Annotated in this window: 23 protein-coding genes; 13 read left to right on the forward strand and 10 right to left on the reverse strand. The window is 72.4% G+C overall.

Annotation, left to right across the window (positions count from 1 at the left end):
* The first annotated feature begins 163 nt into the window (after positions 1-163).
* On the forward strand, positions 164-1,282 hold the full coding sequence (locus tag DEJ47_RS00955; protein WP_223828181.1) for a hypothetical protein: 1,119 nt from the start codon (positions 164-166) through the stop codon (positions 1,280-1,282).
* 20 nt (positions 1,283-1,302) lie between these two features.
* Positions 1,303-2,412, forward strand: a complete 1,110-nt coding sequence (locus DEJ47_RS00960) for a hypothetical protein (protein WP_150175353.1) — start codon at positions 1,303-1,305, stop codon at positions 2,410-2,412.
* A 32-nt stretch (positions 2,413-2,444) separates the two neighbouring features.
* Here DEJ47_RS00960 and DEJ47_RS00965 read toward each other — a convergent pair whose 3' ends face one another.
* The 3 genes from DEJ47_RS00965 to DEJ47_RS00975 form a co-directional block, all read right to left on the reverse strand.
* Complete coding sequence (locus tag DEJ47_RS00965; RefSeq protein ID WP_150164022.1) at positions 2,445-3,200, reverse strand: hypothetical protein; 756 nt, start codon at positions 3,198-3,200, stop codon at positions 2,445-2,447.
* Between the two features lie 142 nt (positions 3,201-3,342).
* Entirely contained in the window at positions 3,343-4,029 is a 687-nt protein-coding gene (locus DEJ47_RS00970; RefSeq protein WP_150164023.1) for a response regulator, read from the reverse strand.
* A 164-nt stretch (positions 4,030-4,193) separates the two neighbouring features.
* Positions 4,194-5,342, reverse strand: coding sequence for a hypothetical protein (locus tag DEJ47_RS00975; protein WP_150164024.1), 1,149 nt, complete (start codon positions 5,340-5,342; stop codon positions 4,194-4,196).
* 274 nt (positions 5,343-5,616) lie between these two features.
* On the opposite strand from DEJ47_RS00975, the gene DEJ47_RS00980 reads away from it, so the two are divergent.
* The 4 genes from DEJ47_RS00980 to menC all read left to right on the forward strand — a co-directional run bounded on the left by DEJ47_RS00980 (position 5,617) and on the right by menC (position 10,522).
* Positions 5,617-7,290: a PucR family transcriptional regulator gene (locus tag DEJ47_RS00980; protein ID WP_150175354.1), complete on the forward strand. Its 1,674-nt coding sequence runs from the start codon at positions 5,617-5,619 to the stop codon at positions 7,288-7,290.
* Positions 7,291-7,485: 195 nt separating this feature from the next.
* Positions 7,486-8,616 (forward strand): M20 family metallopeptidase, encoded by a 1,131-nt coding sequence (locus DEJ47_RS00985; RefSeq protein ID WP_150164025.1) that lies wholly within the window; start codon positions 7,486-7,488, stop codon positions 8,614-8,616.
* The gene (locus DEJ47_RS00990; RefSeq protein ID WP_150164026.1) at positions 8,613-9,413 is read left to right on the forward strand and encodes a GNAT family N-acetyltransferase; all 801 of its coding nucleotides are present in this window, start codon (positions 8,613-8,615) and stop codon (positions 9,411-9,413) included. The genes DEJ47_RS00985 and DEJ47_RS00990 overlap by 4 nt, the downstream gene beginning before the upstream one ends.
* A 41-nt stretch (positions 9,414-9,454) precedes the next feature.
* On the forward strand, positions 9,455-10,522 hold the full coding sequence (menC, locus tag DEJ47_RS00995; protein ID WP_150175355.1) for an o-succinylbenzoate synthase: 1,068 nt from the start codon (positions 9,455-9,457) through the stop codon (positions 10,520-10,522).
* Here the strand turns inward: menC and DEJ47_RS36210 are convergent.
* Positions 10,519-10,659, reverse strand: a complete 141-nt coding sequence (locus tag DEJ47_RS36210) for a hypothetical protein (protein WP_190415211.1) — start codon at positions 10,657-10,659, stop codon at positions 10,519-10,521. The two genes, menC and DEJ47_RS36210, sit on opposite strands and share 4 nt — an antisense overlap.
* A gap of 220 nt (positions 10,660-10,879) precedes the next feature.
* The gene (locus DEJ47_RS01000) at positions 10,880-11,308 is read right to left on the reverse strand and encodes an acyl-CoA dehydrogenase family protein (protein WP_150164027.1); all 429 of its coding nucleotides are present in this window, start codon (positions 11,306-11,308) and stop codon (positions 10,880-10,882) included.
* A gap of 383 nt (positions 11,309-11,691) precedes the next feature.
* On the opposite strand from DEJ47_RS01000, the gene DEJ47_RS01005 reads away from it, so the two are divergent.
* Positions 11,692-12,336: a M23 family metallopeptidase gene (locus tag DEJ47_RS01005; protein ID WP_150164028.1), complete on the forward strand. Its 645-nt coding sequence runs from the start codon at positions 11,692-11,694 to the stop codon at positions 12,334-12,336.
* Between the two features lie 21 nt (positions 12,337-12,357).
* Here the strand turns inward: DEJ47_RS01005 and DEJ47_RS01010 are convergent, their stop codons facing one another.
* Both DEJ47_RS01010 and DEJ47_RS01015 read right to left on the reverse strand, forming a co-directional pair.
* Positions 12,358-13,179 carry a phosphoenolpyruvate hydrolase family protein gene (locus DEJ47_RS01010; RefSeq protein ID WP_150164029.1) on the reverse strand — a complete coding sequence of 274 codons (822 nt, stop codon included), beginning with the start codon at positions 13,177-13,179 and terminating at the stop codon, positions 12,358-12,360.
* Between the two features lie 25 nt (positions 13,180-13,204).
* On the reverse strand, positions 13,205-14,458 hold the full coding sequence (locus DEJ47_RS01015; protein ID WP_150164030.1) for a Tm-1-like ATP-binding domain-containing protein: 1,254 nt from the start codon (positions 14,456-14,458) through the stop codon (positions 13,205-13,207).
* Positions 14,459-14,577: 119 nt separating this feature from the next.
* Between DEJ47_RS01015 and DEJ47_RS01020 the strand changes: the two genes are divergently transcribed.
* The 6 genes from DEJ47_RS01020 to DEJ47_RS01045 all read left to right on the forward strand — a co-directional run bounded on the left by DEJ47_RS01020 (position 14,578) and on the right by DEJ47_RS01045 (position 21,229).
* Positions 14,578-16,032, forward strand: coding sequence for a PLP-dependent aminotransferase family protein (locus tag DEJ47_RS01020; protein WP_161236605.1), 1,455 nt, complete (start codon positions 14,578-14,580; stop codon positions 16,030-16,032).
* 61 nt (positions 16,033-16,093) lie between these two features.
* Positions 16,094-17,899, forward strand: coding sequence for an ankyrin repeat domain-containing protein (locus DEJ47_RS01025; protein WP_150164032.1), 1,806 nt, complete (start codon positions 16,094-16,096; stop codon positions 17,897-17,899).
* An 82-nt stretch (positions 17,900-17,981) separates the two neighbouring features.
* Positions 17,982-18,866 carry an AraC family transcriptional regulator gene (locus DEJ47_RS01030; protein WP_150164033.1) on the forward strand — a complete coding sequence of 295 codons (885 nt, stop codon included), beginning with the start codon at positions 17,982-17,984 and terminating at the stop codon, positions 18,864-18,866.
* 281 nt (positions 18,867-19,147) lie between these two features.
* Positions 19,148-19,480, forward strand: a complete 333-nt coding sequence (locus DEJ47_RS01035) for an STAS domain-containing protein (RefSeq protein WP_161236602.1) — start codon at positions 19,148-19,150, stop codon at positions 19,478-19,480.
* Positions 19,481-19,636: 156 nt separating this feature from the next.
* Positions 19,637-20,482 (forward strand): DUF1206 domain-containing protein, encoded by an 846-nt coding sequence (locus tag DEJ47_RS01040; protein WP_398337857.1) that lies wholly within the window; start codon positions 19,637-19,639, stop codon positions 20,480-20,482.
* Between the two features lie 144 nt (positions 20,483-20,626).
* Complete coding sequence (locus DEJ47_RS01045; protein ID WP_150175356.1) at positions 20,627-21,229, forward strand: TetR family transcriptional regulator; 603 nt, start codon at positions 20,627-20,629, stop codon at positions 21,227-21,229.
* 52 nt (positions 21,230-21,281) lie between these two features.
* Here the strand turns inward: DEJ47_RS01045 and DEJ47_RS01050 are convergent, their stop codons facing one another.
* The 3 genes from DEJ47_RS01050 to DEJ47_RS01060 are packed head-to-tail and all read right to left on the reverse strand — an operon-like array spanning position 21,282 to position 24,372.
* A complete protein-coding gene (locus tag DEJ47_RS01050; protein WP_150164036.1) occupies positions 21,282-21,830 on the reverse strand; it encodes a tellurite resistance TerB family protein in 549 nt (182 codons plus the stop codon).
* Between the two features lie 44 nt (positions 21,831-21,874).
* Positions 21,875-23,290 (reverse strand): C4-dicarboxylate transporter DctA, encoded by a 1,416-nt coding sequence (gene dctA / locus DEJ47_RS01055; protein ID WP_150164037.1) that lies wholly within the window; start codon positions 23,288-23,290, stop codon positions 21,875-21,877.
* Positions 23,291-23,316: 26 nt separating this feature from the next.
* On the reverse strand, positions 23,317-24,372 hold the full coding sequence (locus tag DEJ47_RS01060) for a tartrate dehydrogenase (protein ID WP_150164038.1): 1,056 nt from the start codon (positions 24,370-24,372) through the stop codon (positions 23,317-23,319).
* Positions 24,373-24,390: the final 18 nt, after the last annotated feature.

Raw genomic sequence — 24,390 nt, forward strand, 5'->3', positions numbered from 1 at the left:
TGCATTCTCCGGCGCGCCCCGTCCCGCGTCATTCACTCGTCGGCGGAGTGTCGGCGTAGCGGGATTGACGGCGGGAGACGGGGCGGCGGGACGGCTGAATGCCGCCTATCCGGGGTCGTGTGCATGCCAATAGGCTGTGCGACCTTCGCGTCCTGGGGGTGTCGTGAACGGTCTCCGTACTCTTCGTAGGCTCCGCACCGTCTGCTTCTGCGTGGTGATCGCGTGTGCCGCGGTGGTGTCACCTGCCGCGGTCGTGTCGCCGGCCGCGGCCGCGGGCCCCGGGGCGGCGGCGCACGCCGACTGGTCGGCGGTGCCCGTGCCGGCTGCCGCCCCACCCCCGTCCGTCTCCGATCTCGCGGCCCGCGGGCCCGACGAGGCGTGGGCGACCGGGGCCGAGCAGGCCGCCGACGGGCCGCGCCCGATGCTGTACCGCTGGGACGGCGCGGCGTGGAGCCGGGACGCGACGTTCCCCGGCGCCGGGGAGCCAGGGCGCCTCGGCAAGGTGCAGTTCGTGGGCGAGGAGACGTGGATCTTCCGTACGCGGGACGGGGCCGGGGAGATCCTGCGCCGCTCGGCGGAGGGTGCGTGGAGCACTGTCCCGCTGCCGCAGACCCTGTGGACGTACCAGGACTTCGTCGCCGTGCCGGGTGCCGCGTGGGTGGTCGGCGAGGACAGCACCGGACTGAAGGTGCTGCACTACGACGGGTCCCGCTGGACCCTGCAGCCCACCCCGGACGGCGTGCTGTACCTGATGGGCATCACCGCCCGTACGGCCACCGACGCCTGGGCGTGGGCGGACACCAGCACCGGTGCCGGAACCGTCGTCCTGCGCTGGGACGGCACACAGTGGCGGGACGCGAAGGTGCCGCTGCCGACCAACAGCAACGTCCACACGATGCTGCTCGAACCGTACGGCCGGATGACGATCGTCGGCAGCCAGTACACGGACGGCGTGGGCCGCACCTACCTGATGACCTGGAACGGGCATGCCTGGCGCACCACGTATCCGGCGCTGGGCGAGGCCTCCACCTCCGCCATGGTGCGCGGCCCGGACCGCGCGCTGTGGCTGCCGGTCCGCAGCGACCGGGCGTTCCAGTCGAAGTACGCGCGCCTGGACGGCCGTCGCATCACCTACTCCTACGGTCCTGAACGCACGAACGCGATCGACGTCAAACCGCGGGCGCTGACGACCGTCGGGGACTCGCTGCTGTCCTTCGGGACCGTGGAGATCTACGGCTCGAAACCGAATCTGATGAGCGAGCGGCTGGGAGGCCGGTCATGACCCGCAGACCTCAACGCCCCGTGTGGCGCCGCCTCCTCGTCGCCGTTCTCGCCGTGGCCATGACGGTCGTGGCCGTCATGTCGTCCGCCGCGGCGGAGCCCCGCTCCTGGCAGCACGTGCCGGTTCCGGAGCAGGTGCGTCCGCAGGCCGGCCTGAACGAGGCCGTGGCGTCCGGCCCGGACCGGGCGTGGGCGGTGGGTGCCGACGCCGTCGGGCGCGAGGCGCCGGGGTTCCCGCTGGTGCTGCGCTGGGACGGAACCGCCTGGCAGCGCCAGAGCCTGCCCGGGGTCGGCTGGCAGGGAGAACTGTTGTCCGTCGCCGCAGACTCGACGACGACGGCCTGGGCGGTGGGGCGCGATTCGGCGGGCGGCGCGCGCCTGCTCCGCTTCGACGGCAAGGTGTGGCAGGAGAGCCGGGCGCCGCGCGGTGTCGCGCTGACCAAGGTGGTGGCCGGTGGCGGCGAGACGTGGCTGATCGGTTCGCGGGAGGGCGCGCAGGTGCTGCTGCGCCGGGACTCCGGCGGCTGGCGGGATCTGCCGGTGCCGCCCGGGGCGGTGTACGGCCTGCACATCCTGGCGGCCGACGACGTATGGGCCGCGGGCTCCAGCGGGTCGGGGGCGACCGTGTCGCACTGGGACGGGAAGGCCTGGCAGCAGACGGTCGTGGACGGGTTCCCGCGGGCGGGCGTGGGCACGGTGCTCGCGACCTCTCCGACGGAGGTGTGGGCGGGCGGCACGGCCGGGTTCGTCGGCGGCCCGCCCGGCAAGCCGATCCCGCCGCTGCTGGTCCGGTGGGACGGGGAGTCGTGGAGCCGGGTCACCGTGCCCACGAACTTCGGCGCGATCACCTCGCTGGCGCCCTCCGCGTCCGGCAAGCTCGGCTGGGTCTCGGTGGCCCGCTCGCAGAAGTGGGGCCCGCCCGGCACGTACCCTCCGCTCGTGCCGGGGCCGGACTTCCTCGCCTGGGACGGTCAGTCCTTCGCCGAGTACAGCGATCCGACGGTGCCGGGCGAGGGCGATTCGTCGGTGCTGCAGCTGGCGTCGGTGCCGGGCACGGAGTCGGTCTGGGCGGTCGGCCGTGCGGCCGGACCTGAGGGTACGTTCGCTCCGCGCATCCTGCGGTTCGACTGAGACTCGGGTGACCGCGGCGCCGGGTTCCGCGGCTACGCCAACTTCGCGCTCTGGGCGTCCACCACTGCCTTGCCGATCTTGGCGTTGCCCGGGCGGGCCTGGGTGAAGGCCATGCCGTCCACCGCGTAGTACAGGGCGATGGTGTCGCCGTGGCGGGCAGCCTGGGCGCGCATCGTGTGGGTCATGCCCTCGTACTTCGTGGTCACCTTGAAGGCGAGGGACTCGTCGGCGCCGTTCGGCTCGGGGGCGGTCTCGGCGGTGATCGAGGAGTACGAGCCCGTGTTGCGGCCCGCCTTGGCGGAGAAGCCCGTGCCACAGGAGCGGACGGCCTCGGCCAGGTCGGCCAGGGTGGTCTTCGCCTCACCGTCGCCGTAGGTGGCGAGCGTGACGTAGGTGAAGTCGCCGGGGCCCTTCGCTCCCGTGGCGAGACGGATCAGGTCGGCTTGCGGTGTGCCCAGAGGGAGTTGGTTGGTCGCGTAGGCGACGGGGGCGCAGGCGGCCTTGTCGACCTTCATCTGGTCCTGGGACGCGGCGAACGCGTACTTCTTGTCGGGCTTCTTGACCGTGAACCCCTTGACGTCGTTCTCGGTGAGCGCGGCACGGCGCAGCTCGGCGGCCGGATCCACCGGCTTCTCCGGGGACTTCGCGGACTCCTCCGACGTGCCGGAGGAGGCTGAGGTGTCCTCGGAGGACGAGGAGGACGAGTCCGAGTCTCCGCACGCGCTGAGAGTCAGGGCCGAGACCAGGGCGAGAGCGGGCGCGGCCAGAGCGGTTCGGGTCCGCTTCATGAGGGGTGGGGCTCCTGTCGTCGGGGCAGAACCCGGCGTACGCCGGGCACGTCCGCCGCACTCTAGTGCGCGGAGTCCCACGGGGCACACGCGCCCGCGCCCGGGGCCGGATTCAGCTGTCCGACGTCGCGGGGCGCCGGTCTCACCTGGCCGGACGGGCCGCTTCCCGGCGGCGGACCAGACCCCACTGGTAGGCGATGGAGACCAGCTCCACCCGGTTCCGGGCGCCCAGTTTGGCCATGATGCGGCAGGCGCGGGTCTTGGCCGTCGTGCAGGAGACGAACTGCTTCTCGGCGATCTCCTGGTTGGACAGGCCGGTGCCGATCAGCACCAGCATTTCCCGCTCGCGCGGCGTGAGGCTGTCCAGCGGGATGCCGGGCGCCTGTTCGGCGGTCCTCTCCCGTAACACGCACTCGTCGATGACCCGCTGCACGATGCGGGGAGACAAGTGCGCCTGGCCCTGAGAAACCACGCGGATCGCGCGAAACAGTTCCTCGGGCTCGGCGTCCTGGAACAGGAACCCGCAGGCGTGCGCCGCGAGCGCGTCGAACACCTGCGAGTCCGCCGTGGGCGCGGCCATCGCGAGGACGCGTACGCCGGACAGGTGCGGGCGGGCCGAGATGCGGCGGGTCGCCTCGATGCCGCTCATGACGGGCAGTTGGGGGTTCATGAGGACGACGTCCGGGCGGAGCCGCTCCGCGAGTTCCACGGCCCGGGCACCGTCTCCGGCCTCCCCGACCACCGCTATGTCCGGCTGCGCGGCGAGCAGTGTGGCGCAGCAGGTGCGCAGCAAGGCGTCGGTGTCCACGAGGAGCACGGAGATGCTCATGGCTTCTACTCCCTGGGGCGAGCGGCGAGGGATGGGCGGTCTGGGCCGGCTGCTGGGTTGTGCCGTCTCCCTATTACTGACGAATCAGCGCAGAGAGATGTGAGGTCCAGCCTCGCGTCCCGAACCCGATGTCGTGCGCTGTGCGCCCTCGCCCCGCCCGTTCCTCAGGGCGTGCTCGCCGTCGGCTGGGCGCCGGGGGCCGGAATCCTGGGGATCTCCTGTGCGTGGAACTGTTCCAGCCGACGCTGCGCGAGCAGCAGCGTGCCGCGTTGGCGGCCCGGCACCTGGCGGCGCAGGGAGACCAGGGCGGGGCCGAGGGCGCGGACCGCCTCGGCGTCCTTGATGCGGTCCCAGAGGTGGTGGGCGCGGTCCGCCGCCGCTTCCACCTCGGGGGAATCGGGGGCCTGGCCCGACGTGAGGCGGGCGGACGCCACGGCGAGCCACGTCTCGCAGCTGCGCGCGGGGTCACCGGCGAACCTCGCCAGGTCCGCCCGTACTTCCATCCAGTGGATGACCTCTTTGGACCCGGGGCCGTGCATGCGCAGCGCGCTCTGTTCCCAGGACGCCGCGAGCGAGGCCGCCTCGCCGTGCCGGCCCGCCTCGACGGCCGCGGTGATCGCCGCGTGCGGGTCCATGTGGGCGTCGGCGGGCTGTGCGGGCTGCTGGTGCGGGGCCGGGGGCGTGGCCGGATCGTGGAAGGGCAGCAGGTCGGGGGCGTCGTCGCCGAGGCCCTGCGCTGCGGCCTGCTGGTGGAGTTGGAGGGGTGGCGGGCGGTGGCCGCTGCGGAGGATCGTGGCGACGGCCTTCATGTACGCGGGGATCGCGGGCGTACGGCGCCGGGCGGGCGGGGCGACACGGCCGTGGAGGGCGACGCCGGGTCCCGCGTCGAGGGGGTGCTCGGTGAGGACCTGCCAGCTCTCCGTGTCGGCGTGCAGGTCGGCGATCACCGTGGTGCTTCCCGATGGGCGGTGCCGCAGTTCCTGGGCGAACCAGTGCCACGGGAAGCCCGTGTAGCGGACCGTCGCCGTGGTGGTGCGGGCGAGCGCGACGTGCAACTGCCGCTGGCGCCGGTCGAGATGGACCTGCCCGATCAGGTAGACCGTCAGGTGTCCCGGGGTCGTGGCCGCGGCTCTCAGGCGGGTCAGCACCGTCTGCGGGTCCAGCGGGTCCGCCAGTTCCACGATGCTCGCGGTCGGCGTCCCGGCGAGCGTCTCCGTGGGCACCGCCGCGAGGACGGGAAGCACGGAAGCCGCGTCCACCAGGCGTCCCTTGCCCACCGGGGCGGCCGCGACGAGCAGCACGGTTCCAGGCATGGGTCCCTCCCTCTCGATCATCACGTCAGCACCGTATCCGCATCTCACGCTCGACGCGCCCATCGAGATTTTCCCGTAGTACGGCGGCCGGGACGGAGACCGGTGGGGTGACCGTACCGGGTGCGGCTCTTGTGAGGGGTGTGGTGCGGGTCGCAGTTCCGGGACCGTATCGGAAGGGGTTCGTTCAGGGGTACGGGAATGGCCGCGTAATCTCGTATCCCCGTACGGATGCGCGGGATCCCAGCGGCCCTAACCTGCGGAGATGATCAGCCATATGTCGACGCACCCCGCCCGCGGTCTGAGCCGGGTGCTCGACGACCTCGGGCCCTCGCTCCTGGATCTGCTCCTCGGTGACCCCGCGTCCGTGACCGGGATCGGCGGCGTCGGCATCCACGATCCGCACGACGAACAGCACTATCCGGAGCGCGCCGTCGTGCTCGGTGTCGGTGTGCACGGGGCGGAGGAGACCGCCCGGCTGATGCGCTCGCTCACCGGCGTGGGCGCCGCCGCGCTGGTCGTGCGCGGGCCCGTGGACACGGCGGACCTGGAAGCCGTGGCGGAGGAGACCGGGATCGCGCTGCTCGCGCTCACGCGCGGGGCGTCCTGGGCCCAGCTGGCGGCGATGCTGCGGACTCTGCTGTCGGAGGGCGACGTGGGCGGGACCGACGAGCAGACGCTGGGCGGCGTACCGGCCGGGGATCTGTTCGCGCTGGCCAACGCCATCGCGACGCTGCTGGACGCGCCGATCACCATCGAGGACCGCCGCTCGCGCATCCTGGCCTTCTCCGGGCGTCAGGACGAGGCGGACCCGGCACGGGTGGCGAGCATCCTGGCCCGGCGGGTGCCCGAGCGGTACCTGCGCCTCCACGAGGAGCACGGCGTCTTCAAGGAGCTCTACCGCACGGACCGGCCCGTGCACATCCCGCCGCCGACGCTCGGGGACGAGGTCGCGCTGCCGCGCGTGGCGATCGCCGTGCGGGCGGGCGACGAAGTCCTCGGCTCGGTGTGGGCGGCGCTGCGCGAACCGCTGACCGAGGAGCGGGAAGAGGCGTTCAAGGAGGCGGCCAAGCTGGTCGCCCTGCACATGCTCCGCTTCCGGGCGGGCGCCGACGCCGAGAACCGGCTGCGTGCCGATCTGGTGACGACGGCGCTGGAGGGCGGTCCCGGGGCGGTCGCGGCGCTCGGCCGGCTGGGTCTCGCCGACGAGCCGCTGCTCGTCCTGGCGATGGGGCTCGGAGCCACGTCCGCGACGGGCGGCGACCATGCCCGGCGCGCCGCGGAGCGGCAGCGGCTCGCCTCGGCGCTGGCCGTGCATCTGACGGCGGTGCAGCCGCGCTCGGCGGTGGCGCTGCTCGGCGATGTCGCGTACGCGCTGTTCCCCGTCGCCGACGACGCGGGGGCCGCGCGGGAGCGGGCCGTGCAAGTGGCGGAGAACTTCCTGCAGCGCACCGGGGACCGCGGTGACGCGGTCATCGGCATCGGCTCGGTGGCGTCGGAGCCCGCCGCACTGGCCAGGTCCCGTACGAACGCGGACCGCGCGCTGCGCGTGCTGACGAACCGTCCCGGCGACGGCGGCGGGCGCGTCGCCGCCATCGCCGACGTCCACATCGACGCGCTGCTGCTGGACATGAGGGACCTCGCGGTCGCCAACCGCGACGAACTGTCGGGCCCCCTCGCCCGGTTGACGGCGTACGACCGGCGGCACAACGCCCACCTCGTCGAGACGCTGCGGGCGTGGCTGGACGCGTTCGGCGACGTGATCGCCGCGTCGGCCGGTGTCTTCGTCCACCCCAACACCTTCCGCTACCGGATCCGGCGCGTCGCCGAGGTGGGGCGGATCGATCTGGGGGATCCGTCCGCGCGGTTCGCCGCGATGCTGGAGTTGCGGCTGATGGGGGCGTACGACGGGAGCGGCGTCTCCGGGGCGGGGCGTCCCGCGGAAGGCTGACCGCACCGTTTCGGGCGTATCGGGGTGGGTGCCCTGCCGACGGGTGACCGTTTCGGTTCCCCGTTTCGGTTCCCCGTACGAAAGTTCGGCCGATGTGTGTGGTCCGCGTACGAACGCAGCTGCTCGCGTCCTGCCTAGCGTGGTGGTCATCCGAGGTCATCCCACCCCGGCCATCCCACTTCTGGAGGACTCCTCGTGCAGGCCGAAGACCCTTCCCACCCGGCGCCACCACCCCTCGGCGCGCTCCTCGACGACCTCGAGGAGCTCGTGACCTGCGAGTCCTACTCCGCCGACCACGCGGCCGTGGCCCGCAGCGCGCGGGTCGTCGCCGATCAGGGCACCAGGCTGCTCGGCGCGCGGCCGCGGACGCTGGAGATCGGTGGGGTCACCCACCTGCAGTGGAGCTTCGGGACCCCGCGCGTCCTGCTCCTCGGCCACCACGACACGGTCTGGCCCGTCGGCACCCTCAAGACCCATCCGTTCTCGGTACGGGAGGGTGTCGCGCGGGGGCCCGGCGTCTTCGACATGAAGGCGGGCCTCGTGCAGATGTTCCACGCCCTGTCCCTGCTGCCCTCCCTCGACGGCGTCTCCGTCCTCGTCACCGGTGACGAGGAGGTCGGCTCGGACACCTCGCGCGCGCTCATCGAGGACACGGCGCGCGCCTGCCGGGCCGCCCTCGTCCTGGAGGCGTCGGCGACCGGCGGCGCCCTGAAGACCGCCCGCAAGGGCGTCTCCCACTACGAGATCACGGTCCACGGCCGTGCCGCCCACTCGGGCCTGGAACCCCAGAAGGGCGTCAACGCCGCCACGGAGCTCGGCCACCACCTCCTCGCCCTGCGGGACATCACCGACGCGGTGAACGCCCGCACCGGGCCGGGCACGACGATCACACCGACGGTGCTGTCGGCCGGCACGACCACCAACACCGTTCCGGCCCGCGCCCGGCTGCACATCGACGCACGCGTTCCCACCCCGGCCGCCCAGACCGCCGTCGACGACCTCCTCAAGGACCTCGTCCCGCACCACCCCGAAGCCCGCATCGAGGTGGCGGGCGGCCCCAACCGTCCGCCCCTGGACGCCGCATCCTCCCTGAGCCTGTTCGCGCTGGCCGCCGACATCGGGGACCGCATCGGCATCGGCCCGCTCCGGCAGACGGCCGTCGGCGGGGCGTCCGACGGCAACTACACGGCGGGCGTCGGCTGTCCGACGCTCGACGGCCTCGGTGCCGTCGGCGACGGCGCGCACGCCGACCACGAACACGTCGTCACCGCCGAGATGCCGCCCCGCACCCGACTCCTCGCCCACCTCGTCGGAGCGCTCCTGTGAACCACCTCGACATCCGGGAACTCCACACCATGGAGGAGTTCGAGACCGTCTGCCGTCTCTACGCCGACATCTGGGGCACCGAGCCCGGCACGGGCCCGATCTCCGCCGAGATCATGCGCGCGCTGAGCCACGCGGGCAACTACGTCGCCGGAGCGTACGAGAACGGACGCCTGACAGGCGCCTCCGTCGCCTTCTTCGCAGAGCCCGCGGGCACCACCCTGCACTCCCACATCACGGGCGCCGCCATGGGCCGCGGCATAGGCCTCGCCCTCAAGCTGCACCAGCGCCAATGGGCCCTGGACCGCGGCCTGAAGCGCATCACGTGGACGTACGACCCCCTCATCCGGCGCAACGCCCACTTCAACCTCACCAAACTCGGGGCGCGGCCCGAGGAGTACCTGGAGTCCTTCTACGGCGCCATGGACGACGCCATCAACGGCGGCGACGAGTCGGACCGCGTCCTGACCGCCTGGGACCTGTCGGCGCCATGCCCCGCGGCCGAGCGGAACGGCATCCCCCTGCCCGCCGGAGCCGCACACGCCGTGCGCGACCGCGCGGGACTCCCCCAGCCGGAGCCCACCGACGCCGAGTTCGTCCTGATCGACCTGCCGGACGACATCGAGGCGCTGCGCCGCACCGACGCCGCCGCGGCCCATGCCTGGCGGCTCGCCGTGCGGGAGACCCTCGGCACCCTGCTCGCCGACGGCGCCCGCGTCCTCGGCCTCCACGACCGCCGCAGCTACGTCCTCCACCGCACCCCCGCCTCCGCACACCAGCCCACCGGGAGCAACCAGTGACCACATCGAAGATCACCGGCGTCGAGCTGCGCCGCATCGCGATGCCGCTCGTCGCGCCGTTCCGCACCTCGTTCGGCGTCGAGACCGCCCGTGACGTGCTGCTCGTGCGGGTCGTCACCACCGACGGTGAGGGCTGGGCCGAGTGCGCGGCGATGTCCGAGCCCCGCTACTGCGGTGAGTACGTCGACGGGGCGCAGGACGTCCTGCGCAAGTTCCTGATCCCCGCGCTGCCCGAGGACGGGGTGGACGCGGCGACCGTGGGCCGGGCCCTCGAGCCCTTCACCGGTCACCGCATGGCGAAGTCCGCCCTGGAGAGCGCGGTCCTCGACGCCCAGCTGCGGGCCACCGGCGAGTCGTTCGGGGCGTACCTGGGCGCGGCACGCGACCGTGTCCCCTGCGGTGTCTCCGTGGGCATCATGGACTCGATCCCCCAACTCCTCGACGCCGTCGAGCGGTACGTGGCGGAGGGGTACGTCCGGATCAAGCTGAAGATCGAGCCGGGCTGGGACGTCGAGCCCGTGCGCGCGGTGCGCGAACGCTTCGGGGACGGTCTGCTGCTGCAGGTCGACGCGAACGCCGCGTACACCCTCGTCGACGCCCAGCACCTCGCCGGGCTGGACGACTTCGGTCTGCTGCTGATCGAACAGCCCCTCGCCAACGACGACATGGTGCAACACGCGCAGCTCGCGAAGCTCCTGCGCACCCCGATCTGCCTGGACGAGTCCATCGAGTCCGCCGCCCACGCGGCCGCCGCCATCTCGCTCGGTGCCTGCTCGATCATCAACGTCAAGCCGGCCAGGGTGGGCGGCTACCTGGAGGCCCGGCGGATCCACGACATCGCGCGCGCCCACGGCGTCCCCGTGTGGTGCGGCGGCATGCTGGAGACCGGCATCGGGCGTGCCGCCAACGTCGCGCTCGCGGCGCTGCCCGGGTTCACGCTCCCCGGTGACACCTCCGGCTCGCACCGCTACTTCGCCACCGACATCACCGAGCCGTTCGTGCTCACGGACGGCCATCTCGACGTCCCCAAGGGGCCGGGTCTGGGAACGGAGCCGCTCCCGGACGTTCTCGACGAGGTGACGACGGCCACGGAGTGGATCGCCCTCTAGAGGCGCGGCTGTCCGCGGTTCCCGGCGTCGGACGTGGTGAGGCAGAGTGTCGGCCTGCCGACGTGGTCCAGACACTCCTCGGCGCCCAGGGCGAGGCGGGGGGCGAGTTCGCCGACGCAGCACTTCGCCGCGTGCACCGCGGTGAGCGCCTCCGGGCCTCCGCGATCCCCAAGTGGGCGCCCGGACAGGCGGAAACCGTCCAGTGCGGCTCCCGTTCCTGGACACCACGAAGTGCGACACCTGGCCGCCGATCGGGGCGTTTTCCTCGCGGGCCGCGATCACATAGTGGTCGGCGATGTCTGCGGGGGACACGGAGGGCGTGGTGCCTTTGAGGATGTAGTGGGCACCGGTGTTTCGTCAGGTGGCGTGAATATCACGGAGACCGGTGCCGGTGCCCGTCTGGGTGGTGGCCGAGGTGAGCATGCGTCCGTGTTCGACGACTTCACGGAACAGCCAGGTGCGGAAACGGACGGCGGCGGCGGGGAGTTCGGATACGCCTGTTTCGCAGAGCGAGCCGATGGCCGTGTAGTGCGTGGCCAGTCCGAGTGCGGTCGCTCCGTCACCTGTGGCGAGCGTCTCCAGGACTTTCGTGCGGTCCAGGAAGGAGACTTCCGCGCCGCCGAACTCCCGTGGCATCAGGAGCCCCAGGAGGCCGGCCCGCCGCACCAGCCGGTTGCCGCGGTGCGGCGCGGCCCGGCCGCTGTCGACCTCGGCCACGCCGCGCCGCGGTTCGTCCACCGTCCCGCGGACGCGGTCGAGAAGCACCGTGGTGTCCGCCGCGTCCATGCCGGGAATCCGGTCCTTTCAGAGAGACCGGGGGACTCCGTACCTCGACGAGTTCCACCCTGAATCCAGTGCGCGATGCATCGCTGCCCTACCCCTCGATGTGCATGGAAATGGGTCGCCGCACATTCCTCACACGTCGTCACGCGTCATGCGAGAAATTCGAGCGCCCCGTGAACACGGCCGCGAATGACCGCTCTTTCCTTGCGCGACCAGTATCGTCGCGGGGCTCTCAAGGCGTCCAATATCAGTTCGTACTGAGCACCAGTCCGGTCGGTTATGAGGGTTTGCGCCCCCGTTCCGGAGAGTGCGGCGGGCGGGCCCCGTGTCCTCCGGATGGCGCAGCCGACGTGCGTTCCCGCGCCCCTGACGGTCTGCTGAGTGAGATGGGCCACCACATAGAGAGCCCGCGCGAAGCGGGCACCACACGACGTGACGTACTGGGCATGGCAGCGGTGCTGCTGGCCGGCGGCGCCCTCACGGCGGGGGCGGCCGCGCCACGGGCCGACGAGGAGTTCGACTCCTGCGACGCCGACTACGACGCCGAGTTCGAGTCGGCGCTCGCCGACGGCGACGCGGAGTTTCCCGAGGACGAGGAGCGCGGTTTCGCGGCCGGTCCCCGGCGGTTCACTCTTCCACTGCGCCGCAGATACCGGATCACCACCCGGTACGGGGCGCGCGGCAACTGGCTCGCGGGCCATCACACCGGCATCGACCTCGCGGTCCCCAGCGGCACCGCCGTGTACGCGGTGGGCGGCGGGGTCGTGGTGCTCGCCCGCTGGTCGGGTGCGTACGGCAAGGCCGTCACCGTGCGGATGCCGGACGGGCACTACGCGGTGTACGGGCACCTCTCCCGCATCCGGGTGCGCAAGGGTGCCCGCGTCCGCGCCGGGACGCGCCTCGGGAACAGCGGCAGCACGGGGCGTGCCACCGGTCCCCACCTCCACCTGGAGATACGGTCCCGACGCCACTACGGTTCGGACGTCAGCCCCTACCGCTATCTGGCGCGGCGGGGCGCCCGCCTCTGGTAACACCTCCGGCACCGAAGGCCTTCAGGCGCCGAGGGACTTGAACGCCCGCGTCTGCTCGACGATCGCCCGTTCCGTGGGCAGCCGCTCGATCGACGAGGCGCCGAAGAAGCCGACGATGCCGGTGGTGTGCTCCAGGACGTACCGGGCGTCCTCGGGTTCGGCGATGGGTCCGCCGTGGCAGAGCACGAGGGCGTCCGGGTTGACCCTCTTGGCGGCGTCGTGCATGTCCTGCACGGCGGCCGCCGCCTGGTCGAGGGTCATGGCGGTGCCCGCGCCGATGGATCCCTTGGTGGTGAGGCCGACGTGCGGGACGAGGACGTCGGCGCCGGCCCTCGCCATCTCGGCGGCCTGCTCCGGGTCGAAGACGTAGGGCGCGGTCAGCAGGTCGCGTTCGTGGGCGGCGCGGACCATGTCGATCTCCAGGCCGTACCCCATGCCGGTCTCTTCGAGGTTGACGCGGAACGTGCCGTCGTACAGGCCGACGGTGGGAAAGTTCTGCACGCCGGTGAAGCCCATGGCCTTGAGCTGGTCGAGGAAGAGGTCCATGCGGCGGAACGGGTCCGTGCCGCAGACGCCCGCGAGGACCGGGGTGTCGCGGACGACGGGCAGGACCTCGCGCGCCATGTCGACGACGATCTCGTTGGCGTCGCCGTACGGCAGGAGTCCGGCCAGCGAGCCGCGGCCCGCCATCCGGTAGCGGCCGGAGTTGTAGATGATGAGCAGGTCGACGCCGCCCTCCTCCGCGCACTTGGCGGAGAGTCCGGTGCCCGCTCCCGCTCCGATGACGGGCTGCCCGGCGGTGACCTGGGCGTGCAGCCGGGCGAGTGCTTCCTTGCGGTTCATGGGGTTGCTCCTCGAAGCGGTGGGGTCAGCGGGCGGCCTGGGAGGCGGCGCGTTCGCCGATCAACTGGTGCAGGCGGTCGGCCATGGCCACCGCGAAGGTCCCGTCGTTGATGTGGGCGTCGACTTCGTGGAGGCGGACGCCGCTGCCGCAGACGGTGGCGCGCAGTGCGTCGAGGCCCGTCCTGTCGGCCACCGGGTCGGCGAAGGGCGCGTCCGGCATGTCCACGGCCGAGAGTCCGCGCAGGGGCCAGAAGAGTTCGGCGGGGCCGCGGGCCGCGGCGAGCTTGTGGCCGAGCATGGCGCCGAGGGCCGCCATCTCGCGTGCGGTCGTCCGCATCAGGGTGACCGTCGGGTTGTGGACCAGGAACCGCCGGCCCGCGAAACGCTCGGGAACGCTCTCCGCGGGGCCGAAGTTCACCATGTCGAGGGCGCCGGGCGCGACGACCTGCGGGATGGCGGCGGCGCCCGCCGCGGTGAGCCGGTCGGGGCCCGCGCTGAGCACTCCCCCGACGAGTTCGTCGGCGAGTTCGGTGGTGGTCAGGTCGAGGACGCCGTCCAGCAGGCCGTCGGCGGCGAGCTTCTCCACGGCACGGCCGCCCGCGCCGGTGGCGTGGAAGACCAGGACCTCGTAGCCGAGTTCGGCGAGACGGGCGCGGGCCGCGTCGACGGCGGGCGTGGTCACGCCGAACATCGTGGCGGCGACGACCTTGCGGCGCGGGCCCGCGAGCTCTTCGTAGCTGCGCTCCTGGCGGCGGGCCATGCCGGCCGCGGCGGCCGCCGCGTTGCCGAGTATGTGGCTCGACACGGAGTTGATGCCGGAGATGTCGACGACGCTGTACATCATCGTGAGGTCGCTGCTGTCGACGTACGGCGCCACGTCGCCGCCCGCCATGGTGGAGACCAGGACCTTCGGCACGCCGATGGGCAGGGCGCGCATCGCCTGCGAGGCGATGGCCGAGCCGCCGCTGCCCCCGGCCGCGAGCACCGCGTGCAGCTTGCCCTGGTGGTGCAGGTCGAGCACGACACGGGTCAGTCCGTCGGCCATCGCGGCGACCGCCGCGCCGCGGTCCCCGGCGGCGCGCAGCGACCCGAGGTCGTGTCCGGCGGCCCGTGCCACCACGTCGGCGGGGATGTCGGCGACGGGCGCGTGGGCGGGCGGCGGCAGCACACCGACGTCGACGAGCAGGACGTCACTGCCGTACTCCCGGAGCCGTTCGCGCAGCCACGCGTACTCCTCGCCCTTCGTGTCCAGCGTGCCGACGAGGACCACGGTCGCCATGTACTCCACACTCCTTCAGGTGCTCGGTGCTGTGATCCTGCGACCGGTCACCGTCCCGGGCAACGGCCAGTGGGACCCGATTGGCCTGCGCGGCACGCGAGTAGGCGAAGATGAAGGGCATGGCGAAGATCCCGACGGCCCGTTTGTCGCGGCTGCTCACCGGCTGGTCATCGGAGGGCGCGGCTCCACTTCCGCGCAGGCTCGCGGACGCTCTGCGGGAGCTCGCGGAGCGCGCGGACGTGGCTCCCGGCTCGACCCTGCCCTCTCAACGCGAACTCGCGGGCGTCCTGGGTGTGAGCCGCTCCACGGTGACCGCCGCGTACAGCCTCCTGGAGGCCGAGGGATGGCTGGAGAGCCGGCGCGGCAGCGGGTCCCGGCTGCGCGGCTCGGGCGCCCTGGAGCAGTCCGCGGACGAGGAGCGGCACGGGGGCGAGGGCCGCCTCGCCAGTTTCGACGCCCGGACGAGCGGCGCGGACCTGTCGAGCGGCGCGCTGGACGGACTCGGTGCGGTGGCGGACACGGTCGGGGCGCTGACGGGCGCGGAGCTCGCCCCGCTGCTGCGCGCGGACGGCTATCTGACGCACGGGCTCCCGGAGTTGCGCGAGGGCATAGCGGCGTACTACCGCGGGGCCGGGCTGCCCACCGAGCCGGAGCAGATCCTGGTGACGGCGGGATCGCAGCAGGCCGTGTGGCTGGTCGCGCAGGCGCTGGTCGACCCCGGCGACACGGTCGTCGTGGAGAACCCGACCTACCGGGGCGCCCTGGAGGCGCTGCGGTCGCGCGGGGCACGGCTCGTCCCGATCGGCGGGGACGGGCCGGGCGCGGGCGGCGCGGGATCGGACGCGGGGGCCCTGCGGCGGCTCGGCGCGAAGGTACGGCCGCGACTCGTCTACCTCCAGCCGTCCGTGCACAACCCGACCGGGCGCAGCCTGGACGGGGCAGCGCTGCGGGAGTGGGCGTCGGCGCTGGGCGAGCGCGAGCTGTTCACCGTCGAGGACACGGCGTGCGCGGAGCTCGGTCTCGCGCACGACGGTGCGCCCGTGCCGCTCTCGGCCCGGCTCCCCGTGACCTCCACGATCACGGTGGGGACGCTGTCGAAGCTGTTCTGGGGCGGGCTCCGGGTGGGGTGGGTGCGGTCGTCGCCGCACATCGTGGCGCGTCTCGCGAAGATCAAGACGTCGGTGGACCTGTCGTGTTCGGTCGTGGACCAGCTGGTGGCGTCGCGGCTGCTCGCCGGGCTGCCGCGGGCGCGGACCGCTCGCCGTGCGGTGCTGCGCGAGCAACTGGCGGGCGCGGAGAAGCTGTTGCGCTCGCGTGCCCCGCACTGGGAGTGGGACCGGCCGGCCGGCGGCCCCGCCCTGTGGGTCCGGGTGCCGGGCACCGACACGGAGGCGCTGGCGCAGTTGGCGCGACGCCGGGGGGTGGCCGTCGTGCCCGGGTCCGCGTTCTCCGCGGTGGACGGATTCCGCGACCGGCTGCGGCTGCCGTACGCGCACGGCGTCGACCTGCTGGAACGGGCGCTGCCGACGCTGCTCGACTGTGCTGAGCGGAGCCGGGTGCCCACCGGGAGCTGATGGGCCGTCACCGGGCGCGTGCGCAGGGACCGGTGTCAGTGCCTGCTGTCAGCATGACCACATGGGATTCTTCGACGACTTGGTGTACCCGGTGGGAGAACGGCTCGAGGACCCGTCCGGGGAACCTGCTGGGCGGCGTGGCGAGTCGGTCCTGCTGGGCCCTCCGGACGAGCACGTGGGCCGGGAGAGGCCGCCGCTCGACTGGTTCGCGCCCGCGTCGGTGCCGCAGCCCGCGGTGGCCGGGAGCGGGCCGACCGCCAAGGCGCTGCTGTCCGGCTGGTCCGTGTGGCCCGGCTCGGTCACGCTGCACCTCGCCGTGCACCGGACGGTCCACCGGCAGAGCGACGGCCGGGCCCGGCAGTCGGGACTGCGGGTGGGGCTGCTGCTGGGCGACGGGCGCCGCGTGACCTCGCTCGACCCGCACGGGACGAAGTCCACGACGGCCCTGGGGCCCGCGGCGCGTCCGGCCGCCGCCCGGTCGGCGGCGTCGGCGGGGCTGATCCCGCTGGACACCGGCGGAATGCGGGACTCCCTCTTCAGGACCGATGTGGACCTGTACCTGCCGGAGCTGCCCCCGTCCGGAGCGACGCGTCTGGTGGTGGAGTGGCCGGACGAGGAGATCCCGGAGACCAGTACGCCGGTGGACGCCGATGCCCTGCGTGCCGCGTCCGCCCGTGCCGTCGAGGTGTGGCCCGGCCTGCCGACGCCCCGCGCCACAGGGGACCGGTTCCTCGTCTTCGCCCGGTGGGGCGGCCCGCCCGGCTTCCTCGCCCGCCCGATGTCCGCGTACGAACTCCGCGACCTGCGCGAGCGCGAGGAGGCGCGGCAGCGATACGTGCCACGAGCCGACTGGGAAGGCTTGGGGTACGAGGGCTGGCGCGACCCGGCGCTGATCCGGGCCCGCCTCGACGGGGGCGCGTCCGCCGACGCCGACGTCTGGTCCGGCCGCACCCCGCTGCACCTGGCCGCCCGGGACGGCGGCGCGGCGTCCGTGCGCCTGCTCCTCCCCCACGTCACAGACGTCGACGCGTCCGACGACGAGGGGCACACCGCGCTGTGGCACGCCGCCTGTGAGGGCGACGAGGAGTGTGTGCGTACGCTGATCGGAGCCGGCGCGGACGTCTGGACGCCGCAGACCGGACCCTGGTCCCCGGGGCGGCTGCTGCTGACGACGCCGCTCGCTCCGGTCGTCGCGGATCTGCCGGGCGCGGTGGTGCTGCCGGACGAAGAGTTCGCGGCCTTCCGCGCCGCCGACGCGCTCGTCGCGGCCTTCGTCGACGAAGGCAGGTGGACGGAAGGGCTCGGCATCGCCTTCGTGCGCGACCTGGACGGGGCGGAGGTCGTCCGCCGCCTCGGTGCCGACCCGGCGCTCTGTCCCGAACTCCTCCCGAAGGACGCCCCGTTCGACGACGACGAAGAGATCGACATGGACGACTGGGATGACGCGGACGACTACGACAAGAGTTACCGCTTCGTCTCGGTGGTCGAGGTTCCGGGCGACCCCGGCGGCTGCGTGATCACCCAGATCGGATACATGCCGAGCGACGAGACCCTGCTGGGCGCGGTGTCGGCCGGCACCACCGCCTACGGCATGTACTTCAACCCGAAGGGCGGCACCCACGGCACACTGGCGCGGGACGGCGTGTGCGTGGAGCACGAGGAGGTCGGCCTCTCCCCCGACGCGACGGACCCGACCACGTACTGGCACTTCCGGTTCTGGCAGACCGGCCCGGACGTGCCGTACGACGCGCGCGACCTCGCCTACGCCTGCGCGGCGGCCGGGCTCCGCGTCTTCGACGGCCGCCCGGCCCTGGACGGCACCGCACCGAGGCGCCGGGTGGAACTGCCCGCGGACCTCGTGCGCTGACCGCGGGAGGCGCACGGCACGCACCGGCACGTACCCGGCGGGGTCCCTAGGGTGGTGATCACCGAACAGGAAGGGGCCGGACGTGCTGGAGCGGCTCAACGAGGCCATGGAGTACATCGAGCGCCACCTCGACGAGACCGTCGACGTGGCCGAGGCGGCCCGGATCGCGGCCACTTCCGAGTACCACCTGCGCCGGATGTTCTCCGCGCTGGCGGGCATGCCGCTCTCGGAGTACGTCCGGCGCCGACGGCTCACTCTCGCGGGCGCGGAGGTGCTGGCGGACCATGACACGCTCCTGGAGATCGCGGTCCGCCACGGCTACGGCTCGGGCGAGGCGTTCGCGCGGGCGTTCCGCGCCATGCACGGCGTCGGGCCGGGTGAGGCCCGGCGCACCGGCGCCGCGCTCAGCTCCCAGTCCCGGATGACCTTTCGTCTCACCGTCGAAGGGAGCAGCGACCTGCGGTACCGCGTGGTGGACAAGCCGGACTTCGCCGTCGTCGGGTTCAAGGCCCGGGTGCCGCTGGTGCACTCGGGGCCGAACCGGGCGATCGTCGACTTCGTCCGCGGAATCGGCCCGGAGGACCGGCAGCGCCTGGAGAAGCTGGCGGACCAGGAGCCGCACGGGATGCTCGCCGTCTGCGACGACCTGGACCCGAGCCGCGCGGAGGGCACCGAACTCGACTACTACCAGGGCGTGATCACGTCGGCGTCCGCCCTGGACGCCCATACCGGCGCCTCCGTGCTGCCCGTGCCCGCCGGGACGTGGGCGGTGTTCACGACGTCGGGCCCCGCACCGCAGGCCATCCAGAACCTGTGGCGCGACGTGTTCACGGAGTGGTTCCCGTCGAATCCGTACCGCAGCCGACCCGGCCCGGAGATCCTGCGCACGCGCCTGTCGCCGGGCGGCACGGAGGCGGAGGCCGAACTGTGGTTGCCGGTCGAGCGGGAGCGGGGCCGGCCCTCGTAGGACTCACCCACAGCGACGTGATTACGTTGCGTAATCGACGATTTGACGACCCGTCAACTCCGCCTCCCGGTTAATCACATCACCCTACGAGGGTACGAACGGCTCTGAGCGGGAACGATTGACACATGACCTCGGTGCCGCCCAGGACCCCGGTGGCGTCCGGCGCCGGTCTTCGTACGCCACGCCACCACCGTTTTGGTTACTCTCCGTGAAGGGAGAAGACACTGCTGGACTGGGAAACGGGCACCGCCGACTTCACCTTCGGCCTGCACCACCGCGTGGTGAACGGCACTGATGTCCTTGCGTTTTGGGGCGAACTGGACGCCTGGGCCGACCAGGAGCTCGCCCCCCGTGTCATGGCGCTCATGGACCGGGCCGGCCCTCGGGTCGTCGCGGACCTGCGGGAGGTGACGTTCATGGACGCCGGTGGTCTGCGTCTGCTCGTGCGGATCCGGAAGAGGGTGGCCCCCGACCGGGGCACCTTGTGGCTCGTGCCGGGCAGCGCGCGCAATCGGCGGCTGCTGCGCATCACCTCACTCGACAAGGCGTTCACGATTCCGGCCGGCGCGCCGGTCCCGTGCACGCGCACCGGCTCCCGGATCGGGTTCCGCTGACGCGGCCCGGTCCGGGCCGCAATCCGGGCCACCCGCCGGGCAGCCGTCCGAGCATGCCGAAAGAGCCCCACGTCCGGGGCTCACAGAGGTCGGCATGAGGCAGGGCGCCGGGGGCATCCGGTAGCCATGCATCTCCGATCCATGCGCCTCCCTTCCGTGCGTCTCACGTCGGCCACCGTGCGCGGCAAGGGCAAAGCAAGGCGCGCAGCCAAGGGACGAGGCGTGGCAGCGGTGGCACGCGCCGGGTTCGTCGGACGTGGTGTCCTGTATCTCCTCGTCGGCGCGCTGGCCCTGCGCATCGCGTTCTCCGACGGAGGCGACGGCCGCCAGGCGGACCGGGGCGGCGCCCTGGCCGAGATCGCGGAACGCCCCTTCGGGCACGTCATGCTGTGGCTGCTCGGGGGCGCCCTCGCGGGCATGGCGCTGTGGCGGCTCTCCGAAGTCTTCTTCGGACAGGCGGGGCCGGACGGAAACACCGCGGGCAAGCGAGCCATGGCGGGCGCGCGCTTCCTCTTCTACAGCTTCGTGACGTACACCGTCATCGCCTACGCAGCCGGCGACCAGGGCAGCGGCAGCGGATCGAGCGACAAGCAGACCCAGGACGCGACGGCGAAGGTGCTCGACTGGCCCGCCGGACAGTGGATCGTCGCAGCGGCGGGCGCCGGCGTGCTCGTGGCGGGCGTCTGGATCGCGGGCCGCGCGCTGCTCCGCAAGTTCCGCGACAAGCTGCGCGTCTCCCAGATGCCGCGACGGATGCGCCAGGCGACCGACATCCTCGGCGTCACCGGCGGGACGGCACGCGGCGTGGTCTTCGGCGTCGCGGGCGGCTTCGCCATCACGGCGGCGCTGCGGCACAAGCCGGGCCAGGCCAAGGGGATGGACAACACGCTGCGCTCCTTCGCCGACACCGGCGCGGGGCCCTGGCTGCTCGCGCTGATCGCCGTCGGCCTCGTGGCCTTCGGGCTCTTCTCGTTCGCGAGTGCACGCTGGCGCAAGTTCTGAGCCAGCCCTGACACGCCCCCGCTCTATATGGCAGGGCGGCACCTCTCGCCACATACGGCATGGAATGCCGCCCTGCCTCTGAGTGACAAAGGGGGCATCCGGACGCCCGACCTGTACGATGACCGGGTGACTTCCCACCCCCGAATGAGCCTCGCCGAACGCAAGCGCCGCCTCGTCTCGGACGAGCTGACCGAGTCCGCGCTGCAACTGCTGGCGCTGAAGGGGTACGACGCGGTCACCATCGACGAGATCGTGGCCACCGCCGGAGTGTCCCGACGCACGTTCTTCCGGTACTTCGCGTCCAAGGAGGACGTGGTCGTCCAGTTCCTGGCCGACATGGGCACCGGAATGCGCGCGGAGCTGGCGGACCGTCCCGCCGGGGAGTCCCACGCCGAAGCGCTGCGGAACGCCGTGAAGGTCCCCCTCGCCATCTGTTCCGCCCGCTCCGACCACTCCGAGCGGGCGCTGAGCGTGGTGCAGCTGATCCTGCGGACGCCCGCCCTGCTGGCCCGCTTCCTGGAGCGGCAGGCGCAGTGGCGCGACGACCTGACGGAGGAGATGGGCCGCCGGACGGGGCTGGCCCCCGAGGCCGAGCTGTATCCACGGCTGGCCGCGGGGATGGCCCTCACCGCGTTCGACGCCGTGCTGCAGCGGTGGAGCGGCAGCGACGGCGCCGAGGACCCGGCCGAACTCCTCGACCGGGCCTTCGACGTGATCGGCCCGGCCCTGGACACCGTGGCGGCGTAAGAGCCCGCCCTCGGCCTGTCGTCGGCTCCGGTCCCCTACCGGTCCCGACCGGTCAGAGACCGAACTCCTGCGGGGACACGTTCAGCGCCGCGCACGCCTCACGGAGGACCTGCTCCTCCGCCGGCGCGATGTATCCGTCCGCGCCGGCGACGACGAAGCCGGTCTGCACGACCGCCTTGGCCTCCATCGGCTTCTTCGCCGCCTTGGCGATCTCCTGCATCGCCTCGGCCTTGCCCTGCTGGAAGTTGAGCGACAGCTGGTCCACGTGCTTGTTGAACCGCTGCCGCAGCTGGTCCGGCGGGAAGTTCTGCAGCACGTCGTTCTGCACGATCAGCGACTCCACGTGCTGGCGCTCGGCGGGGTCGACCGAGCCGTCGGCCGCCGCGACCAGGGCGCACATGGCCATGCTCGCGTCGCGGTAGGCACCGCTCTTGAGCTCCGTCTTCAAGGAGGCCAGCTGGGACTTGAGCACACCCACGAGCTGGGCCTTCGATCCCCCGCCGGAGCCCGAACCCGGTCGTCCGTGGCCGCCGGAGCCGCGCGCCCCCTGCGACTGCTGCAGACCCTTGGCCTGGTCCTTGATCCGGTCCCACATCGCCATTCGTGCCACCTCGACTGCTTCGTTCGTCCACGCGCTTGTGCGCGTCACTCCGCCAACGCCTTCCCCGCCGTCGAAGTTCCGTGCCCGGCCGACTCCTTCGAGGGGTCGGTCGAGAGTTCGGGCGAGGGCTCGGGACGCCCGCCGCGCAGGACCCTGTTGACGCGTGCCGTGTCGAGGACGCCCTCCCAGCGGGCCACGACCAGGGTGGCGACGCTGTTCCCCGCGAGATTCGTCAGGGCCCTGCACTCGGACATGAACTTGTCGATGCCGAAGATGAGCATGATGCCCGCGGCCGGCACGGTGCCGACCGCGGACAGCGTGGCGGCCAGGGCGATGAACCCGGCGCCCGTGACGCCTCCGGACCCCTTGGACGTCAGGATCATGACGGCGAGCAGGCCGAGCTGCTGGCCGAGGGTGAGCGGGGTGTCGGTGGCCTGGGCGATGTAGACCGCTGCCAGGGAGAGATAGAGGGAGCTCCCGTCGAGGTTGAAGGAGTACCCGGTCGGCACGGTCAGTCCGACGATGTCCCTGCGCAGGCCGAGCCCTTCGAGTTTGGCCATCACCCTCGGCAGCACGCTCTCCGACGACGACGTGCCGAGGACGATGAGGAACTCCTCCCGCAGGTGGTGAAGGAGCCGGAAGATGTTGATGCGCAGCAGGCCGAGAACGCCGCCCAGGACGACCACCACGAAGAACAGCGACGTGCCGTAGAACAGGCCGATGAGCCGGCCGAGGCTGGTGAGCGTGGAGATGCCGTACTTGCCGATGGTGTAGGCCATGGCGCCGAACGCGCCGACGGGCGCGGCGAGCATCACGTAGTGGAGGATCTTGAAGACGACCGCGCTCAGCCGGTTGACGCCGTCGACCAGGGGCGCGCCGACAGGCCCCACGGCCTTCAGCGCCACACCGAACAGGACGGCGAAGAAGATGACTTGGAGGATGTTCCCCTCGGCGAACGCCCCCACCGCGCTGGACGGCACGATGTCGGTGAGGAAGTGCCACCAGCTCTGGTCCTCGCCGTCCTTCACGTACCGCGCGGCCTCGCCGGAGAGCCGCAGGTCTCCGGGGTGGGCGTGGACACCCGCGCCGGGCTGGAAGAGGTTGACGGCGACCAGTCCGACGGCGAGGGCGGCGAGGGTGCCCGCCTGGAAGTAGAGCAGGGACTTGAGGCCCACCCTGCCGACCCGGCGCAGGCTGTCGACACCGCCGATGCCCGCGACGATCGTCAGGAAGACGATCGGGGCGATCAGCATTTTGATCGCCGAGACGAACGTGGTGCCGACCGGTTCCAGGGCGACGCCCACGGAGGGCCGGAGCCAGCCCGTCAGGATGCCGGCGACGATCGCGGTCAGGACCCAGAAGTACAGCTGCCGGTACCAGGGGGCGGAGGGTTCGGAGGTCGCGGAGGGCGATGGCGCGGACGGTGGGGTGCCGGGGGTGGTGGACGCGGTTGCTGCCATGGCGTGACTCCTCGCCGGGGAACGTGTCAGAGCAGTTCGAGGAGCTTCTCGGTGAACTCGGCCGTCGTGCTGTCGCCGCCGAGGTCCGGGGTGCGCACGTCGGTCTTGGCGAGCACCGCGGCGATCGCGGCCGTGATGTCGTCGGCCGCCGCGCGGTGTCCGAGGTGGTCGAGCATCAGCGCCGCCGACCAGATGGCGCCGAGGGGGTTGGCGATGCCGCGGCCCGCGATGTCGGGGGCGGAGCCGTGGACCGGTTCGAACATCGAGGGAAAGTCGCGCTCCGGATTGAGGTTGGCGGCCGGGGCGATCCCGATGGAGCCCGCCACGGCGGCGGCCAGGTCGCTGAGGATGTCACCGAAGAGGTTGGAGGCGACCACGACGTCGAAGCGGGCCGGGTCGAGGACGAACTTCGCGGCGAGCGCGTCGATGTGCTCCTGGTCCCACACCACCGCCGGGTGCTCCGCGCCCCGTTCGGCGACCAGCTCGTCCCAGAACGGCAAAGTGTGGACGATGCCGTTCGACTTGGTGGCCGAGGTGAGTCTGCGGTCACGCCGGGCGGCCAGGCCGAAGGCGTAGTCCAGGACGCGGGTGACCCCCGCGCGCGTGAACACGGCTTCCTGTACGGCCATCTCCTCCGCGAAGCCCCGGTTCAGCCGGCCGCCGATCTCGCTGTACTCGCCCTCGACGTTCTCGCGTACGACGACGAAATCGACCTCCCCGGGGACGGCGGCCCGCAACGGGCTCTCGACCCCTTCGAAGACGCGGATGGGCCGCACGTTGACGTACTGGCGAAAGCCCCGCCTGATCGGGATCAGCAAGCCCCAGAGCGAGACGTGGTCGGGCACGCCCGGGTAGCCGACCGCGCCGAGGAGGATGGCGTCCTTGTCGCGCAGCTGGTCGAGCCCGTCCGCGGGCATCATGGCGCCCTCGCGGGCGTAGCGCTCGCACGACCAGTCGTACGCCGTGTACGAGCAGGTGAAGCCGTGGCGTGCGCCGGCCGCGTCGACGACCCGCTGTGCGGGAGGCAGCACTTCGGTCCCGATGCCGTCGCCGGGGATGAGTGCGATGTGGTGGTGGGTCATGCCCCCGATTGCAGCAAC

Source organism: Streptomyces venezuelae, from assembly GCF_008642355.1.
GTDB lineage: Bacteria > Actinomycetota > Actinomycetes > Streptomycetales > Streptomycetaceae > Streptomyces > Streptomyces venezuelae_B.